At 72.4% G+C, this 17,515-nt stretch carries 16 protein-coding genes; 11 read left to right on the top strand and 5 right to left on the bottom strand.

The features are described 5' to 3' along the window. The coding region (locus BGO15_RS01215) for an acetamidase/formamidase family protein (RefSeq protein WP_286746720.1) at positions 1–893 on the bottom strand (893 nt) is incomplete at its 3' end. Continuing rightward, positions 890–2,251 (bottom strand): allantoinase AllB, encoded by a 1,362-nt coding sequence (gene allB / locus BGO15_RS01220; RefSeq protein ID WP_056206231.1) that lies wholly within the window; start codon positions 2,249–2,251, stop codon positions 890–892. The genes allB and BGO15_RS01215, both read right to left, overlap by 4 nt. A gap of 149 nt (positions 2,252–2,400) precedes the next feature. Here allB and uraD point away from each other — a divergent pair, with 149 nt between their 5' ends. The 4 genes from uraD (at position 2,401) to BGO15_RS01240 (ending at position 5,947) form a co-directional block, all read left to right on the top strand. Further along, positions 2,401–2,910, top strand: coding sequence for a 2-oxo-4-hydroxy-4-carboxy-5-ureidoimidazoline decarboxylase (gene uraD, locus BGO15_RS01225; protein ID WP_056206230.1), 510 nt, complete (start codon positions 2,401–2,403; stop codon positions 2,908–2,910). Beyond that, positions 2,907–3,230: a hydroxyisourate hydrolase gene (gene uraH, locus BGO15_RS01230; RefSeq protein ID WP_056206228.1), complete on the top strand. Its 324-nt coding sequence runs from the start codon at positions 2,907–2,909 to the stop codon at positions 3,228–3,230. The genes uraD and uraH overlap by 4 nt, the downstream gene beginning before the upstream one ends. 117 nt (positions 3,231–3,347) lie before the next feature. After that, the gene (hpxO, locus tag BGO15_RS01235; protein WP_056206308.1) at positions 3,348–4,544 is read left to right on the top strand and encodes an FAD-dependent urate hydroxylase HpxO; all 1,197 of its coding nucleotides are present in this window, start codon (positions 3,348–3,350) and stop codon (positions 4,542–4,544) included. Next, entirely contained in the window at positions 4,541–5,947 is a 1,407-nt protein-coding gene (locus BGO15_RS01240) for an amidohydrolase family protein (RefSeq protein ID WP_056519681.1), read from the top strand. The genes hpxO and BGO15_RS01240 overlap by 4 nt, the downstream gene beginning before the upstream one ends. Positions 5,948–5,949: 2 nt before the next feature. On the opposite strand, the gene BGO15_RS01245 is transcribed toward BGO15_RS01240, so the two are convergent. The 3 genes from BGO15_RS01245 to BGO15_RS01255 all read right to left on the bottom strand — a co-directional run bounded on the left by BGO15_RS01245 (position 5,950) and on the right by BGO15_RS01255 (position 8,477). Beyond that, positions 5,950–6,483, bottom strand: coding sequence for an adenine phosphoribosyltransferase (locus BGO15_RS01245; protein ID WP_045248021.1), 534 nt, complete (start codon positions 6,481–6,483; stop codon positions 5,950–5,952). A 175-nt stretch (positions 6,484–6,658) separates the two neighbouring features. Then, the gene (locus BGO15_RS01250; protein WP_056206226.1) at positions 6,659–7,552 is read right to left on the bottom strand and encodes a carbohydrate kinase family protein; all 894 of its coding nucleotides are present in this window, start codon (positions 7,550–7,552) and stop codon (positions 6,659–6,661) included. A 7-nt stretch (positions 7,553–7,559) separates the two neighbouring features. Then, positions 7,560–8,477, bottom strand: a complete 918-nt coding sequence (locus tag BGO15_RS01255) for a pseudouridine-5'-phosphate glycosidase (RefSeq protein ID WP_045247984.1) — start codon at positions 8,475–8,477, stop codon at positions 7,560–7,562. 71 nt (positions 8,478–8,548) lie between these two features. Here BGO15_RS01255 and BGO15_RS01260 point away from each other — a divergent pair, with 71 nt between their 5' ends. The 7 genes from BGO15_RS01260 to sufU all read left to right on the top strand — a co-directional run bounded on the left by BGO15_RS01260 (position 8,549) and on the right by sufU (position 17,419). Beyond that, on the top strand, positions 8,549–10,219 hold the full coding sequence (locus tag BGO15_RS01260) for a glycoside hydrolase family 13 protein (protein WP_056519677.1): 1,671 nt from the start codon (positions 8,549–8,551) through the stop codon (positions 10,217–10,219). 153 nt (positions 10,220–10,372) lie between these two features. Beyond that, positions 10,373–11,602 (top strand): saccharopine dehydrogenase family protein, encoded by a 1,230-nt coding sequence (locus tag BGO15_RS01265; protein ID WP_056206224.1) that lies wholly within the window; start codon positions 10,373–10,375, stop codon positions 11,600–11,602. Positions 11,603–11,636: 34 nt separating this feature from the next. Further along, entirely contained in the window at positions 11,637–12,854 is a 1,218-nt protein-coding gene (locus BGO15_RS01270; protein ID WP_056206222.1) for an amidohydrolase, read from the top strand. A gap of 129 nt (positions 12,855–12,983) precedes the next feature. After that, positions 12,984–13,427: a DUF1801 domain-containing protein gene (locus BGO15_RS01275; protein WP_056206221.1), complete on the top strand. Its 444-nt coding sequence runs from the start codon at positions 12,984–12,986 to the stop codon at positions 13,425–13,427. Between the two features lie 118 nt (positions 13,428–13,545). Next, the gene (locus BGO15_RS01280; RefSeq protein WP_056519675.1) at positions 13,546–15,657 is read left to right on the top strand and encodes an APC family permease; all 2,112 of its coding nucleotides are present in this window, start codon (positions 13,546–13,548) and stop codon (positions 15,655–15,657) included. Positions 15,658–15,701: 44 nt separating this feature from the next. After that, entirely contained in the window at positions 15,702–16,976 is a 1,275-nt protein-coding gene (locus tag BGO15_RS01285) for a SufS family cysteine desulfurase (protein WP_056519672.1), read from the top strand. Beyond that, a complete protein-coding gene (gene sufU / locus BGO15_RS01290; RefSeq protein WP_056206219.1) occupies positions 16,973–17,419 on the top strand; it encodes a Fe-S cluster assembly sulfur transfer protein SufU in 447 nt (148 codons plus the stop codon). Before BGO15_RS01285 ends, sufU begins: the two co-directional genes overlap by 4 nt. The last annotated feature ends 96 nt before the right edge of the window (positions 17,420–17,515 follow it).

Here is a 17,515-nt window from a genome sequence, read left to right on the forward strand (position 1 = left end):
CGGTCGAGGCCTGTCGGCACGAGGTAGTCGGCGGTCTCGACGAGCGGGCCGAGCACGTCGCCGAAGGCGGCGAGCGCCTCGGCGCGCGGCACGACGTCGAAGCGCAGCGTCGCCCGCAGCGACGCCTCGAGCGCGGTGAGCGCGACCTCGCCGTCGCCCTGAGCGAAGTGCGGGTCTCCGACGTAGGCGAGGGCGCCGTCGACCTGCACGGGCAGGTAGAGCACCGAGCCCTCGGTGAGCAGCTTGATGTCGATGTTGCCGCCGAAGTTCGAGGGCGGCACCGAGTGGGGGCGCTCGTCGCTGTCGGGCGCGACGCCCATGGTGCCGAGGAACGGCGCGAGCGGGAACTCCACCACGCGCGGACCGCCGTCGGTGAGCGGGAGGGTGCCGACGAGGCATCCGTCGCGGTCCTCCACCGGGGTGAAGACGCTCATCGTGCCCTCGCCGCGCGGCAGCTCGCCGGGAAGCGCGCCCTTGCCGTGCCGGTTCGAGATGACCCCGTACGGCACCCGCGGCTGCAGGGCGACGACGGTGATCTTCAGCAGGTCGCCGCGGCGGGCGCCGTCGATGCGCACGGGCCCGGTGACGACGTGGGGTCCGTCGACGGCGGGGTCGCGCGAGAGCGCCGCGGCGATCGCGACGGCGTCGTCGAGCACGGATGCCGCGACCACCCCGTGACCGGTGAAGTAGCCGAGCGGGTCCTTGCCCTGGTCCTCGAGGATGCCCTCGTGGCTGACCGTGTCGATCGTCACCGTGGTGCCCGCGGGAACGGTGAGCACGGGCGCGTCGGCGCGCGAGGGCAGGCGCCCCCACGTGACCGTCTCGGGGCTCGCCGGCAGGTAGACGTCGGCCGGGATGGGTCCGGTGTGGGGCTGGAGGATCTCGAACGTCATCGTTCCGCTCCCGTGGGTCGCAGGGTGTGCAGGATCTCGGCGCCGGCTCGCACGCCGACCCCCTCGCCGAGGCGGAAGACCTCGTGCCCGGCGAGATAGGTGCGCTCGACGCGGCCCGTCAGGGTCTGGCCGTGCCACGGCGAGAGCTTGTTGCGGTACTCAAGCTCGGCCGCGTCGACCGTCCAGGCGCGATCGGGCGCGAAGACGGCGAGGTGCGCGGGGGCGCCGACGGCGATCTCGCCGAGGCCGGGCTGGCCGGCGATGCGCGCGGGGCCCTCGGTCATGAGCGGGAGCACGCGCTCGAGGGGGATGCCGCGTCCCGCCGCCGCGGTCCAGATCGCCGCGAGCCCGGTCTGCAGCCCCGCGATCCCGCCCCAGGCGAGGCCGAAGTCGCCGCCGCCCTGCTCCTTGAGCTCGCGGGTCGAGGGCGAGTGGTCGCTGACGATCGCGTCGATCGTGCCGTCGAGCACGCCCACCCACAGGAGGTCCTGGTTGGCGCGGTCGCGGATCGGCGGGCAGCACTTGAAGGCGCCCGCACCGTCTGGCACATCCTCGGCGGCGAGGGTCAGGTAGTGGGGGCAGGTCTCGACGGTGAGGCGCACACCGTCCGCCTTCGCGGCGCGCACCGCGTCGAGGGCGCCGCCGTCGGAGACGTGCACGATGTGGGCGCGGCCACCCGTGCGGCGGGAGGCCTCGATGACCTGCTCGATGGCCGCCTGCTCGCTCATCGGCGGGCGGGTCGCGAGGAAGTCGGCGTAGTGCACGCCGAGCGCGCCGTCGCCGTGCAGGTGGGCGGGGTCTTCCGCGTGCACGATGAGCACGCCGTCGAACGTCGCGATCTCGGCGAGCGCCGCCTCGAGCTGGTCGGCGTCGAGGTGGCCGAACTCGTCGATGCCCGACGGCGACAGGAAGCACTTGAAGCCGACGACACCGGCGGCGGCGAGGTCGGCGAGGGAGCCGAGGTTCTCGGGCACGGCGCCGCCCCAGTAGCCGACGTCGACGGCGAGCTTGCCGGCGGCGGCGGCCCGCTTGGCGGCGAGCGCCTCGGGGGTGGTCGTGACCGGCACGCTGTTCAGCGGCATGTCGAAGAGGGTCGTGACGCCGCCGGCTGCGGCGGCGGCGGTGCCGGTGGCGAAGCCCTCCCACTCGGTGCGGCCCGGCTCGTCGAGGTGCACGTGCGAGTCGACGAGGCCCGGCAGCAGCACGGTGTCGTCGGGCAGGACGACGTCGGCGTCGGGGTCGAACGGCCTGATGGCGGCGATCACGCCGTCGACGATCGAGACGGATGCCTCGTCGAACCCTCCGGCGACGAGCACACGGCGGGCCGCGATCGTGAAGGCGGGGGTCGTGCGCGACATGGCCCCACCCTAGGGCCGGTGCGTTTCACAGATGTAACCAGGATGAACATTCTGTGACGCGTGCGGGCGACCTCTCTCGCCGATCCGGCGGCCGCCTCGGCCACCGGATCGGCGCGAGGCGACACCTGCCGCCCGGATAGGGTGACGCCATGCGCATCGCCGAGTTCGACGCCCTGCCCGCGCGCGACGCGGAGGCCGTCGTCTCGGTGTGGGCGGCGATCCCCGCCTGGGTGACGGATGTCGTCGCCCACCGCCCGTACGGCACGGTCGGGGCCCTCGCCGACCATGCCGCGCGGACGGCGGGTGCGTGGTCCCGCGCCGACCTCGACGCCGCCCTCGCCCACCACCCCCGCATCGGCGAGAAGCCGCACGGCGCGGGCGCGGAGGCCGCGGCATCCCGAACCGAGCAGGCCGCGATGGCGACCGCCGACGACGACGTCACCGCGGCGATCGCGCAGGGCAACCGCGACTACGAGCAGCGCTTCGGGCGCGTGTTCCTCATCCGCGCGGCGGGCCGCACACCCGCGGAGATCCTCGCCGCCCTCACCCGCCGCCTCGCCCACGACCCCGAGACCGAGGAGCGCGAGGCCGCCGCCCAGCTCGCCGAGATCGCCCTGCTGCGCCTGCGCACCGCCGTCACCGAAGGAGACCCCGCATGAGCCACCTCACCACCCACGTGCTCGACGCCGCCACGGGCGCTCCGGCGTCGGGTATCGGCGTCGTGCTCGCCCACGCCTCCGGCGCGGTCATCGCCCAGGGCGCCACCGACGGCGACGGCCGGCTCGCGCTCGGACCCGATGCGCTCACGGCCGGCGATTACACGCTGACGTTCCTCACCGGCCCGTACTTCGCGGCGGTCGGCGTCGAGACGTTCTACCCGCACGTCGCCGTCACGTTCCGCGTGCAGCCGGGCCGCGCGCACTACCACGTGCCCCTGCTGCTGAGCCCGTTCGCCTACTCCACCTACCGCGGCAGCTGACCCGCGCTGCCGGTCGATCGCCGCCCGCCCGCGTCGACGTGACGGGTGCGGGATGCCGCGGGCCGCGGCATCCGGCACGAAACGCGCCCGTGATGTGCGCACCCTAGGGTGCCGACCATGCGCGTGATCATCATCGGGGCCGGCATCGGCGGAACCAGTGCCGCCCTCGCCCTGCAGAAGCTCGGCCACGACGTGGTCGTCTACGACCAGATGCGGGAGAACAAGCCCGTCGGGGCGGCCCTGTCGCTGTGGTCCAACGGCGTGAAGGTGCTCAACTGGCTCGGCCTCGGCGACGAGGTCGCCGCCCTCGGCGGCCGCATGGACGACATGGCCTACTACGAGGGGTTCGGCGGCGCCGAGATGTGCCGCTTCTCACTCGAGACGGTGACGACCCAGACCGGGCAGCGCCCCTACCCGGTGGCGCGCGCCGACCTGCAGGCGCTGCTGATGGAGCGCGTCGGCACCGACCGCGTGCACCTCGGCCGCAAGCTCGTCGCGGTGTCGGAGGCCGACGGGATCGTCACCGCCACGTTCGCCGACGGCACGACCGACACCGCCGACCTGCTGATCGGGGCCGACGGCGCCCGTTCTCTCGTGCGCGACTACGTGACCCGCGCCGACGAGGGCGGCACGCGCATCGAGCGCACCTACTCGGGCTACACGAACTTCAACGGCCTGGTGCCCGTCGACGAGCGCATCGGGTCGGCGACCCAGTGGACGACCTACGTCGCCGACGGCAAGCGCTGCGCGGTCATGCCGGTGGCGGGCGACCGGTTCTACTTCTTCGTCGACATCCCGCAGCCCTCGGGTCTGCCCTACGACAAGCAGGCCGACGGCAAGCGTCCGCTCGAGGAGGCGTTCGCCGGCTGGGCTCCGGGCGCCGAGGCGCTCATCGCGGCGATCGACCCCGAGACATCCCTCAACCGGGTGGAGATCTGGGACATCGACCCCTTCCACACGTGGGTGCGCGGCAGCGTGGCGATCCTCGGCGACGCGGCCCACAACACGTCGCCCGACATCGGGCAGGGCGCGTGCTCGGCGCTCGAGGACTCCTTCGCGCTCGGCATCGTGTTCGCGACCAACACCCTCGGCGTCCCCGACGCGCTGCGGCGCTACGAGAAGATCCGCGCCGAGCGTGCCGGCGACCTCGTGCTGCGCGCCCGCAAGCGCGCCTGGGAGACCCACGCGTTCGACCCGGCCGCGACCGACGCCTGGTACGAGAGCCTGCGGGGCGCCGACGGCGTCGGCATCATCCGCGGCATCGTCGGCAACGTCGAGGACAGCCCGGTCAACCTCGGCGGCGGGCTGCTGTGACCGCTGCGGTCTACCGCGGCCACCTCGTGCACATCGCGGGCGCGCCCGCGGCGGGCGACGTCGATGCCGCGCTCGTCTCCGAGCCCGACGGGGTGCTGGTCGTGGACGCGACCGGACGCGTCGCGTTCTCGGGCGCCTGGCGCGACCTTCCCGCCGAGTGGGCCGAGGCCCCGGTCACCGAGACCGGCGGCGTGCTGCTGCCGGGCTTCGTCGACACCCACCTGCACTTCCCGCAGACCTTCACCACCGACGCGTTCGGGGGCGGCGAGCTGCTCGAATGGCTCGAGCACTGCGTGTTCCCCGCCGAGTCCCGTCTCGCCGACGCGGCCTTCGCCGACGCGATCGCACGGGCGTTCGTCGCCCGCCGGGTTGCTGTCGGCACGACGGCGGCGATGGTGTTCGGCTCGGCGTTCCCGGTCGCGCAGGAGGCCCTGTTCTCCCGCACGCTGCAGGCGGGCCTGCGGGTGGTGAGCGGCCGCGGCATCCAGACCGTCGGCCCCGCCTCGGCCACCGCCCTTCTCACCAGCGAGGCCGACGCGCTCGCGCTGACCCGCGACGAGATCGACGCCTGGCACGGGCAGGATGCCGCCGGCCCCGCGGCCGACGCGACGCGCGCGCTCGCGCAGGTCGCGGTCGTGCCGCGCTTCAGCCTGTCGGTGACGCCGACGACGCTGAGAGGGCTCGGCGAACTGTACGGCGAGGCGCGCGAGCGGGGCGTCTACTTCCACTCGCACCTCAACGAGAACAACCGTCCGGGCGACGGCGAGATCGCCGCGGTGCGCGAGGTCTACGGCACGCGAACCTACCTCGACACCTACGACGGGCACTTCATGCCCGGATCGGCATACGGTGGCGAGAGCCTGCTGGGACGGCGCAGCATCCTGGCCCACGCGGTGCACTGCGAGGACGCCGAGCTCGCCCGGCTCGCCGAGACCGGCTCATCGATCGCGCACTGCCCGACATCGCAGCTGTTCCTCGGCAGCGGCACCATGCCCTGGCGTCGCACGCTCGCACACGGCGTCACCGTGGCCCTCGGCACCGATGTCGGGGCGGGCGACGAGTGGCTCATCCCGCGTGTGCTCTCCGACGCATACAAGGTGCACATGACCGAGCCCGGCGACGATGCGATCGCGCTGCACCCGGCCGAGCTGCTCTTCCTCGGCACCCTCGCCGGTGCCCGCGCGCTCGACCAGGAGCACGTGTTCGGCAACCTCGACGCCGGCAAGGAGGCCGACTTCGTCGTGGTGCGACCGCAGGACCAGCCCGGCCTCGCCGACGTACTCGCGCACAGCGGGGAACCCGGGACATCCGCCCATCTGTTCACGCTGCTGCTGGGCATGCGCGAGCAGGCGGTCGCAGAGGTCTATGTGCGGGGGAGGCGCGTCGTGGCGCCGGCCGCCTGACCTCAGACCGTGAACAGAGCGTGCACGTCGCCCGTGAGCGCCCGGCCGCCGAGCGCGGTGAGCTCGAGCAGCACGGCGGTGCCCGCGACCGTGCCGCCCAGACGCTCGACGAGGCCCTGCGCCGCGGCGATCGTGCCGCCGGTCGCGAGCACGTCATCGATCAGCAGCACCCGGGTGCCGGGAGCGATGTCGTCGTGCATCTCGATCGTGGCGGTCGCATACTCGAGGGCGTAGTCGACGGATGCCGCGGGTCGCGGCAGCTTGCCCGCCTTGCGGATCGGCACGAGACCGGCATGACCGGCGACCGCCGCGGCGGCCGCCAGCAGGAATCCGCGCGCCTCGATCCCGGCGACGACGTCGTAGGTGCCCTCGAACGGGGCGAGGAGGCCGTCGATCACCGCACGGAACGCGTCGGCGTCGGCGAGCAGCGGCGTGATGTCGCGGAAGTTGATGCCCGGCGTCGGGAAGTCGGGAACGATCGCGATGAGACTCTCGGCGCGGGCGAGGTCGGCGGCAGACGGGGCTTCGATGGGCACGCGGTCACGATACCCGGCGCGTGTTTCCGGCGTGGGGCGGGCGTCCCTTCGCTCCCCCGGCCGCGCCACCCCTCCCGCGGCGGCGAGTCGCCGAGCTGCCGCGTTCCCGCAGCCCGCGCCCGACGCCGCCCCCAGGCGATAGGGGCACCGCCCTCAGGCGATGGGGATTCCGCCCTCAGGCGATGGGGCGGCCGCCCGCGCGCCCGAGCGCGCCCGCGGCGACGACGATCGCGCGGCGGGCGGCGACGGTCACGTCAGCACCCTCGTGCCGGGCCGCCAGGAACCCGGCGGCGAACGCGTCGCCCGCACCCGTCGGGTCGACCACCCGCACGCGCGGCGCCGGCAGGTGCACGCCGCGCTCACCCCGCTCCGCGACGAACACGCCGTCCCCACCGAGGGTGATGACGACGGCGGGCACGATCTCGAGCAGCGCCTCGGCAGCGAGCCGCGGGTCGTCTTCGCCGGTGAGCGCCTCGGCCTCCGCGCGGTTCGGAAGCAGCACGTCGGTGCCGGCGATCGTGTCGAGGAAGGTCTGCGCGCCGATGTCCCGCAGGAACCCGGCCGACGACGGGTCGACGGTGACATCCAGCCCCGCCGCCTTCGCCCTCGGGATCAGGGCGGCCGTGTCGACCCGCCGCCACGCGTCGAGCATCGAGTGCCCGGTGAGGTGCAGAGCGGATGCCGCGCCCAGCTGCTCGTCGTCGAGCACGGCCGGCGAGAGCGAGCGGGCCGCGCCGCCGTCGGTGAGGAAGCTGCGCCGGTCGCCGTCGACGATCACGATGATGCGCCCGGTGGCGAGCACCGGGTCCTCGTCGATGAGCGCCTCGACGCCGAACGCCTCCAGGGAGGCCCGGTGCCGGGGGCCGTCACCCGCGCCCACGCGACCGACGAACCGCACCGCGGCACCGAGCGATCCGAGCCACGCGGCGACGTTCGCGGCCGACCCGCCCTGGGTCGACACGATCGTCGACAGCGTGTCGGTCTCGGGCCGGATCGGCCCCGCGGGCACGACGATGATGTCGTCGATCACGTCGCCGATCACGAGGATCGGCCGCGCGCCCCCGGTCACAGCAGGCTCAGGCCCCGGCCGCGAACGCCGTCGCGATGCGGGCCGCGAGGCGCACGTTGTTGCGGGCGATGTCGAGGTTCACCTCGAGGCTCTTGCCCCCCGACAGCTCGACGATGCGCAGCAGCAGGAAGGGCGTCACTGCCTTGCCGCGCACCCCCTGCGCGTCGGCCTCGGCGAACGCCTCCGCGAGCACCCGGTCGTGCTCGACCAGGTCCCACTCGAGCTCGGGCGGGAGGGGGTTGGCGACGACGAGGCCGGCCCCGGTGCCGAGGAGGTCCTGTGCGCGCAGGATCGCCGCGACATCCGCCGGGTCATCGACCCGCCAGTCGAGCGTCAGGTCGGACTCCCGCAGCCAGAACCGGGGGAACACGTCGGTGCCGAAGCCCACGACCGGCACGCTCAGCGTCTCGAGGCGCTCCAGGGTCGCAGGCAGGTCGAGCACGCTCTTCGCACCCGCCGAGACGACGGCGACCGGGCTGTGCGCGAGCACCGACAGGTCGGCCGACTCGTCGAAGGTGTCCTGGGCGCCGCGGTGCACACCGCCGAGGCCGCCGGTCGCGAACACGCGCACCCCGGCGAGGCCGGCGAGGTAGGCGGTCGCGGCGACGGTGGTGGCACCGCTGCGGCCGAGCGCGGCGAGGATCGCGAGGTCGCGCACGCTCGCCTTGGCGAGGTCCTCCTCGGCGATGCGCCGCACCTCGTCGGGCTCGAGGCCCACCCGCGGCACGCCGTCGAGCACCGCGATGGTCGCCGGCGTCACGCCCTGCGACCGCAGGATCTCCTCGAACTCGCGCGCCGCCTCGAGGTTGCGCGGCCGCGGCAGGCCGTGGCTGATGATCGTGGACTCGAGGGCGACGACGGGACGGCCGTCGGCGAGCGCCGCGGCGACCTCGGTCGACAGGCGCAGAGCGGGGTGGATGGTCACCCGACCAGCGTAGGGGCGGTGGACCGAGGCATCCGTCGAATCGATACGATTTCTGCCGTACCCTGGTGCCCATGACCTCGACGACGGATGTCTCTCCCCTGCCGAGCACCCCCGGGCACGAGTGGTGGCGCACCGCCGTGATCTACCAGATCTACCCGCGCTCGTTCGCGGACTCCAACGGCGACGGCATCGGCGACCTGCCCGGCATCACGTCGCGCCTGGACGCCCTCGCCGACCTCGGCGTCGACGCGATCTGGCTGAGCCCGTTCATGGTCTCCCCCCAGCGTGACGCCGGCTACGACGTCGCCGACTACTGCGACGTCGACCCCCTGTTCGGCACGCTCGCCGACTTCGACGAGATGCTGGCGCAGGCGCACAGCCGCGGCATCCGGGTGATCGTCGACCTCGTGCCCAACCACTCGTCCGATCAGCACGTGTGGTTCCAGCAGGCGCTGAAGGCCGCGCCCGGCAGCCCGGAGCGCGCCCGCTACATCTTCCGCGACGGCAAGGGCGAGAACGGCGAGCTGCCCCCGAACAACTGGGAGTCGGTGTTCGGCGGCGGCATGTGGGAGCGCGTGACCGAGGCCGACGGCACCCTCGGCCAGTGGTACCTGCACATCTTCGACGTCACCCAGGCCGACTTCGACTGGGACAACCCCGAGGTGCGCGAGTACTTCCGGGGCGTGCTGCGGTTCTGGCTCGACCGCGGTGTCGACGGATTCCGGGTCGATGTCGCGCACGGCATGATCAAGAAGGCGGGCCTTCCCGACTACGTCCCGCCGGTCGACGGCGGCTCGATGGGTGGCGAGGACGACGACGTGCCCTACTGGGGCCAGCCGGGCGTGCATGAGATCTACCGCGACTGGCACGAGGTGCTCGCCGAGTACGACGGCGACCGGGCCCTGTGCGCCGAGGCATGGCTGCCCACGCCCGAGAAGACCGCCCTGTGGGTGCGGCCCGACGAGATGCACCAGGCGTTCAACTTCCCCTACCTCACCACCGAGTGGGAGGCGGAGCCGCTGCGCCAGGTGATCGTCGACTCGCTGCGCGCCTTCCCCGCCGTCGGCGCGCCCGCCACCTGGGTGCTCTCCAACCACGACGTGATCCGGCATGCCTCCCGGCTCGCCCTCACGGCGCCGAGCCCGCAGGGCGAGGGAATCGGCCCGCTGTCGGCGGCCCAGCCGATCCCGGCGCTCGGTCTGCGTCGCGCGCGGGCGGCGACATCCCTCATGCTCGCCCTGCCCGGCTCCGCCTACGTCTACCAGGGCGAGGAGCTCGGGCTGCCCGAGGCCATCGACATCCCCGACGACAAGCGCCAGGACCCGACGTGGTTCCGCACGAACCACGAGAAGTACGGCCGTGACGGATGCCGCGTGCCCCTGCCCTGGACGTCGACCGGCCCCTCGTTCGGCTTCAACTCGACGGGCGCGTCGTGGCTGCCCCAGCCGGCGGAATGGGCGGAGCACGCCCGCGACGCCGAGACCGGCGACCCCGACTCCACCCTGTCGCTCTACCGCGACCTGCTCGCGACACGTCGCGCCCACGGTCTGGGCGCCGGTGCCGTCGAGTGGCTCGACGGGTTCGGCGACGACGTCATCGCGTTCCGCAACGGCGACGTGACGGTCGTCGCGAACGTCGGGGCATCCCCGGTGGCGCTGCCCGCCGGCGACGTTCTCGTCGCGAGCGAACCGGGCATCGAGAAGACCCTGCCCGCCGACACCACGGTCTGGCTGCGCGCCTGACTCGCCGTGTCCGCGCGTAGCGCAGCGGCATGACGCGCGGACGCACTCGCCGCGGCGGCGGCTCGAGCACAGGCATGTTCGCCGCGACGGCGATCTGCCCGGAGGCGCCGGCGACCTAACCTCGCCGAAAGCCATCCACGAGCGGGAGTTCTCATGCGCATCCTCATCATCGGCGCGGGCGGGGTCGGATCGGCGGCGGTGCGTATCGCCGTACGTCGCGACTTCTTCGAGGCATTGGTCGTCGCCGACTACGACCCGGCGCGTCCGCAGGCCCTCGTCGACGCCGTCGGCGACCCTCGAGTGATCGCCGCACAGGTCGACGCCTCGAACGCGGACTCGGTCGCCGACCTCATCCGCGCGCACGACATCACCCACGTGCTCAACGCCGTCGACCCGCGGTTCGTGATGCCGATCTTCGACGGGGCGTTCGCGGCCGGCGCCACCTACCTCGACATGGCGATGAGCCTGTCGCACCCGCATCCCGACCAGCCGCACGCTCTGCCCGGTGTCAAGCTCGGCGACGAGCAGTTCGCGAAGGCCGCCGAGTGGGAGGCCGCCGGGCGCCTGGCGCTCGTCGGCATCGGCGTCGAGCCGGGCCTGTCGGACGTCTTCGCCCGCTACGCCGAAGACGAGCTGTTCGACGAGATCGACGAGCTCGGCGTACGCGACGGCGCGAACCTCGTCGTCGCCGGGTACGACTTCGCCCCGTCCTTCTCCATCTGGACGACCATCGAGGAGTGCCTGAACCCGCCGGTCATCTACGAAGAGGGCACCGGCTGGTTCACGACGCCGCCGTTCTCCGAGCCCGAGGTGTTCGATTTCCCCGACGGCATCGGCCCGGTCGAGTGCGTGAACGTCGAGCACGAGGAGGTGCTGCTCATGCCCCGCTGGACGAAGGCGAAGCGCGTCACCTTCAAGTACGGTCTCGGCGACGAGTTCATCGGCGTGCTCAAGACCCTGCACAAGCTCGGGCTCGACAAGACCGACAAGGTGACCGTGAAGGGCGTGGATGTCTCGCCCCGCGACGTCGTGGCCGCATGCCTGCCCGACCCGGCCACCCTCGGCGACAAGATGAGCGGCAAGACCTGCGCCGGCGTCTGGGTGCGCGGCACCGGCAAGGACGGCAAGCCCCGGTCGACGTACCTCTATCACGTGGCCGACAACGAGGAGACGATGCGCGAGTACGGCTCGCAGGCCGTCGTCTGGCAGACGGCCATCAACCCCGTCGTCGCCCTTGAACTGCTCGCCACTGGTGTGTGGTCGGGCGCGGGCGTACTCGGCCCCGAGGCGTTCTCGGCGACCCCGTTCCTCGACCTGCTCGCCGCCCCCGCCCCGGCCGGCTACGGATCGCCGTGGGGCATCGAGGAGAAGCCGATCGACTGAGCCGCACCGGGCGACGTTCGCGTAGGGTCGGGGCATGCCTCTCGACCTCGACGCGATCTATGTCGACCTGCACCGCCACCCCGAGCTCTCCTTCCAGGAGCACCGCACGGCCGGGGTGATCTCCGAGCACCTGACCGCGCTCGGCATCCCGCACGAGACGGGCGTCGGTCGCACAGGCGTCGTCGCGACGCTCGAGAACGGTGACGGCCCGGTCATCTGGCTGCGCGCCGACACTGACGGGCTCCCGGTGCCCGAGCAGACCGGCCTCGACTACGCGAGCACCGCGCGCGGCGTCGACCCGGCGGGCGTCGATGTGCCCGTCATGCACGCGTGCGGGCACGACATGCACATCACCGCGCTGCTCGGCGCGCTCGAGCGCCTGTGGACCGAGCGGGGCGGCTGGGCGGGCACGATCGTGGCGCTGTTCCAGCCGGCGGAGGAGTTCGGCGCGGGCGCTCGGGCGATGCTCGACGACGGCCTGCTCGACCGGTTCCCGCGGCCCGAGGTGGTGCTCGGCCAGCACGTGACGAGCACCCTCCCCGCGGGCCGTCTGGGTGCCCGGCCGGGCACGCAGATGGCTGCCGCCGAGGGCCTCACCGTCACGCTCCATGGGCGCGGCGGCCATGGCTCGCGCCCGCACGAGACGATCGACCCGGTCGTGCTCGCGGCGGCGACGGTGATGCGGCTGCAGACGATCGTCGCCCGTGAGACGAGTGCGCAGGACATCGCGGTCGTGACCGTCGGCTCCATCCACGCCGGCCTGAAGCACAACATCATCCCCGCCGAGGCGACCCTCGAGCTGAGCCTGCGCTACACGACCGACGACCAGCGCGAGCGACTGCTCAGCCAGGTGCACCGCATCGTGAACGCCGAGGCCGCGGCATCCGGTGTCGAGGTTCCGCCCACGTTCGACGGCGTCTTCACCCTGCCGCCGACCATCAACGACGAGGCGGCGACCGAGCGTGTCATGGGCGCGTTCCGCGCGGCGTTCGGCGAGCACGACGTCGTCGACCCCGGGCTGTTCACCGGCAGCGAGGATGTCTCGTGGTTCGCGCGCGACGCGGGGGTTCCCCTCGTCTACTGGTTCTGGGGCGGCGTCGACCCCGAGGCGTACGCCGCCGCGGCCGCGGCCGGCACGCTCGGTCGCGACATCCCGGCGAACCACTCGCCGTTCTACGCGCCGGTCATGCACCCGACGATCGAGCGGGGCGTCGACGCGCTCGTCGTCGCCGCCCGCGCCTGGCTCGGCTGAGCGCGCGAGACCGTGCGCGCGGCTGACCGTTCGGCGCCCCGTCGAGCACGATCGGAGAAGCACGCACAGAATCGCGCGGGGTACCGTGTGCTCGATGCCGCCGCGTGCGGCCCGAGTGGAGGAGACGCCATGACCCCGAGCGACGAGACGTTCAGCGCCGACGAGCGCGCCGCCATGAAGGAGGCGGCAGCCGAGAAGCGCACCGCCGCCAAGCGCGCCAAGGACGCGGACAAGGCCGCCGCCGAGCTGCAGGACGTCATCGACAAGATCGCGACCTTCTCCGACTTCGATCGGCCGCTCGCCGAGAAGGTGCACGAGATCGTGACGACCGTCGCCCCGCAGCTCGCGCCGAAGCTCTGGTACGGCATGCCGTCGTACGCGAACGCCGAGGGCAAGTCGGTGCTGTTCTTCAAGGACGCCGCGAAGTTCAAGGACCACTACGCGACCCTCGGATTCCAGGCGACGGCCCACCTCGACGAGGGCACGTTCTGGGCGAAGGAGTTCGCGATCACGGCCATCGACGACGCCGTCGCCGCCCAGATCGCCGAGCTCGTGCGCCGCGCGGTGAGCTGAGGCATCCGCTCTCGATATCGCGTCGGGGATGCCGCATCCGCACCTGCGGACGGCATCCCTCACAACGATCGGGTGAACCCTCAGGAATCCGCGTTGCGGCGCCGTCGGCAAGCGCGTAATGTCGCGCGTCGTGACAAACGACGGTTCCGAACACGGCACGGACGCCACGGCGGCTGACCCGGCCCCGGACACACCCATCGCCAAGCGCATCCTCATCGGTGATCCGCTGGCCTCCACCGACGCCGAGGACCACCTGCTGCGCAAGCGCATGGCCCTTCCGATCTTCGCGTCGGACGCGCTGTCGTCGGTCGCGTACGCCCCGCAGGAACTGCTCATGATCCTGCTGATCGGCGGTACCGCGTTCCTCGCGTTCAGCCCCTGGATCGCGACCGCCGTGGTCGTGCTGCTGATCGTCGTGGTGCTGTCGTACCGGCAGCTCATCAAGGCCTACCCGTCGGGCGGCGGCGACTACGAGGTCGCCCGCGTGAACCTCGGTGAGAAGTCGGGCGTCGTGGTCGCCTCGGCCCTGCTCGTCGACTACATCCTGACGGTCGCGGTGTCAGTCGCCTCCGGCGTCGACAACATCATCTCCGCGCTGCCGGTGCTCAACACGTGGCGCGTCGAGCTCTCGATCGGCTTCGTCGTGTTGCTCGTGCTCGTCAACCTCCGCGGCGTGCGCGAGGCATCCCGCGCCTTCGCTCTGCCGACCTACATCTTCATCGGCTCGATCGCGCTGATGATCGTGGTGGGTCTTGCGCGCTGGGCCGTCGGCGACACCCCCATCGCCTCGAGCGCCGGCTTCGCGGTCAAGGCCGAGGACATCACGCAGGCGGGCATCATCCTGCTCATCCTGCGCGCGTTCTCCAGCGGCTGCTCGGCGCTCACCGGCGTCGAGGCGGTGTCGAACGGCGTGCCCGCCTTCCGCCGCCCGAAGGTGAAGAACGCGCAGCGCACGCTGACCGCGATGGGCCTCATCGCGATCATCCTGTTCGCCGGCCTCACGATGCTCGCCCTGGTCGCGGGAGTGCGCTATTCGGAGGACCCGTGTGCACTCGTGGGCTTCGACTGCGTCAACCAGCCCCAGCCGAGCCTCATGGCACAGGTCGCCGCGGCCACCTTCGGCAACAACTCGATCCTGTTCTTCGTCGTGCAGGCGGCGACCGCGGCGGTGCTGCTGCTCGCGGCGAACACCGCCTTCAACGGCTTTCCGCTGCTGGGTGCGACCCTCGCCCGCGACGGCTACGCACCCAAGGCCCTCAACACCCGCGGCGACCGTCTCGTCTTCTCGAACGGCATGGTCGCGCTGGGCCTGGCCGCGATCATCGTGCTCGCGGTCACCCAGGCGAACCTCACGACACTGATCCAGCTGTACATCATCGGCGTCTTCGTGTCCTTCTCGCTCGGACAGGCCGGCATGGTCGTGCACTGGCGGCGCGAGCTGAAGAAGCTGAAGTCCCTCACGCCCGAAGCACGGGCGCAGAAGTCCGCGAGCTTCACGCACCGCGAGATCTGGAACGGCCTGGTCATCAACGCGATGGGCGCCGGCTTCACGGCGGTCGTGTTCATCGTCGTGACGATCACCAAGTTCGTGCACGGCGCCTGGCTCGTCTTCCTCGCCATCCCGATCCTGTCGCTGCTGATGATCGGCGTGAACCGGTACTACCGCGATGTCGAGCACGAGATCCGCTTCGACGACCATGTGCACTTCGGCTCCGCGGGTGACGTGGCGATCGTGCTGGTCGGCAAGCTCCAGAAGCCGGTCGCGAAGGCTCTCGACTACGCGCTCGCCGCACGCCACGACAAGACGATCGCGCTGCACGTCGCGCTCACCAAGGAGAGCGGCGACGACATCCAGAAGGAATGGGTCGACCACCGGATGCCGGTGCCCCTGGTCATCCTCGACTCGCCCTATCGCGCCTACGTCGCACCGATCGTCGGCTACATCGAGAAGTACCGTGAGAAGTACGGCCCCGCCGTCGTCACCGTCTATCTGCCGCAGTACATCGTCGGTCACTGGTGGGAGAACTTCCTGCACAACCGGCGCTCGCGCCGCATCGCGCAGCAGCTCATGCTCGTGCACGGCGTCTCGATCACTCTCGTGCCGTGGATGCTCGACTCGTCGGAGCTCATCTACGGTCGTCGCTCCCGCCCGCTCCCGGGTCAGCAGCGCGCGGGTCGCGGCACCGAGCCGACGGTCGGGTCGCTGCCCGGCGCCCGCGGTCGCGACTGAGACGCCGCCGCGCCCGCCGTCCTCACGCGGCGTAGCCTGGAGGGATGACGTCGCTCGTGCCCGACCTGGCAGCCCTGCGCGCCGACTTCCCCCTGCTCGACCGTGAGATCGACGGTCACCCGCTCGTGTACCTCGACTCGGGGGCGACCAGCCAGAAGCCGCGCATCGTGCTCGACGCGGAGCGCGAGTTCCTCGAGCGCGAGAACGCGGCCGTGCACCGTGGCGCCCACACTCTCGCCGCCGAGGCGACCATCCGCTTCGAAGACGCCCGCGAGGCGGTCGCCGGCTTCGTCGGCGCCCCCGCCGAGCAGCTGGTGTGGACGAGCGGCGCGACGGCAGGCCTCAACCTGCTCGCGTACGGCATCGGCAACGCCACGGCCGGGCGCGGAGGTGCGGCATCCGCTCACCTGGCCCTGCGTGCGGGCGACGAGATCGTCGTGACCGAGGCGGAGCACCACGCGAACCTCATCCCGTGGCAGGAGCTCGCGGCCCGCACCGGCGCCGTCGTGCGGGCGATCCCGGTGCACGACGACGGCACGCTCGACCTCGATGCCGCCCGTGCCCTCGTCGGCCCGCGCACCCGCGTGGTCGCCTTCACACACGTCTCGAACGTGCTCGGCATCGTCAACCCGGTGGCCGAGCTCGTCGCGCTCGCGCACGGCGTCGGCGCCCTCGCCGTGCTCGACGCCTGCCAGTCGGCCCCCCACCTGCCGCTCGACCTGCCCGCGCTCGGGGTGGATGCCGCGGTCTTCTCGGGTCACAAGATGCTCGGCCCCTACGGGGTGGGCGCCCTCTACGGCACCGCCGAGCTGCTCGAGGCGCTGCCGCCGTTCCTCACGGGCGGCTCGATGATCACGACCGTCACCCTCGAGGGCGCGGAGTACCTGCCGCCGCCGCAGCGATTCGAGGCGGGCACCCAGCCCGTGTCGCAGGCGGTCGCCCTGGCCGCCGCCGCACGCTACCTCGACGGCATCGGCATGGCCCGCGTGCGCGACCACGAGCACGAGCTCGAGCGACGCCTGCGCGACGGACTGCGGGAGATCCCGGGGGTGCGGCTGCTCGGCGACGCCGATGTCGAACGGGTCGGGCTCGCCTCGTTCGACGTGGCGGGCGTGCACGCGCACGACGTCGGCCAGTACCTCGACGCCCGCGGCATCGCGGTGCGCGTCGGACACCATTGCGCCCAGCCGCTGCACCGCCGGTTCGGCGTGACGGCGACGGTGCGCGCCTCGACGCACGTGTACAACACGAGCGCCGACGTCGACGCGCTCGTCGAGGGCGTCGCGGGCGTGCGTGCGTTCTTCGGAGCCGACGCGTGAACGGCCTCGAGCAGCTCTACCAGCAGCTGATCCTCGACCACTCGAAGCACCCGCACGGCTTCGGGCTCGACACCGCAGCCGAGGGCTCGCCGCGCTCGCACCAGCGCAACCCGATCTGCGGCGACGAGATCACGCTGACCGCCACGGTCGAGAACGGCGAGGTGAGCCACATCGTGTGGGAGGGCGCCGGCTGCTCGATCTCGCAGGCGTCCGCATCGATGCTGTCCGCGCTCGTCGACGAGGAGGACGGGATGCCGCGGGCCGAGGCATCCGCTCTGATCGCCTCGTTCCGCGAGGCGTTGCGCTCGCGCGGGCAGATCGCCCTCGACGAGGAGGAGTTCGGCGACGCCGCCGCGCTCTCGGGCGTTTCGAAGTACACCGCCCGCGTGAAGTGCGCGATGCTCGCGTGGGTCGCCCTCGAGGACGTGCTCGCCCGCTCCTGAGATCCGGGCGTCGGGCCCGCCGCAGCGGACGCGGGGCCGCGTGCGCACGGATTCCGTGAGCGCCCGTGCGGGCGCCGTATGGATTCCGTAAGGACG

The organism is Microbacterium sp. 71-23 (genome assembly GCF_001897265.1).
Classification (GTDB): domain Bacteria; phylum Actinomycetota; class Actinomycetes; order Actinomycetales; family Microbacteriaceae; genus Microbacterium; species Microbacterium ginsengisoli.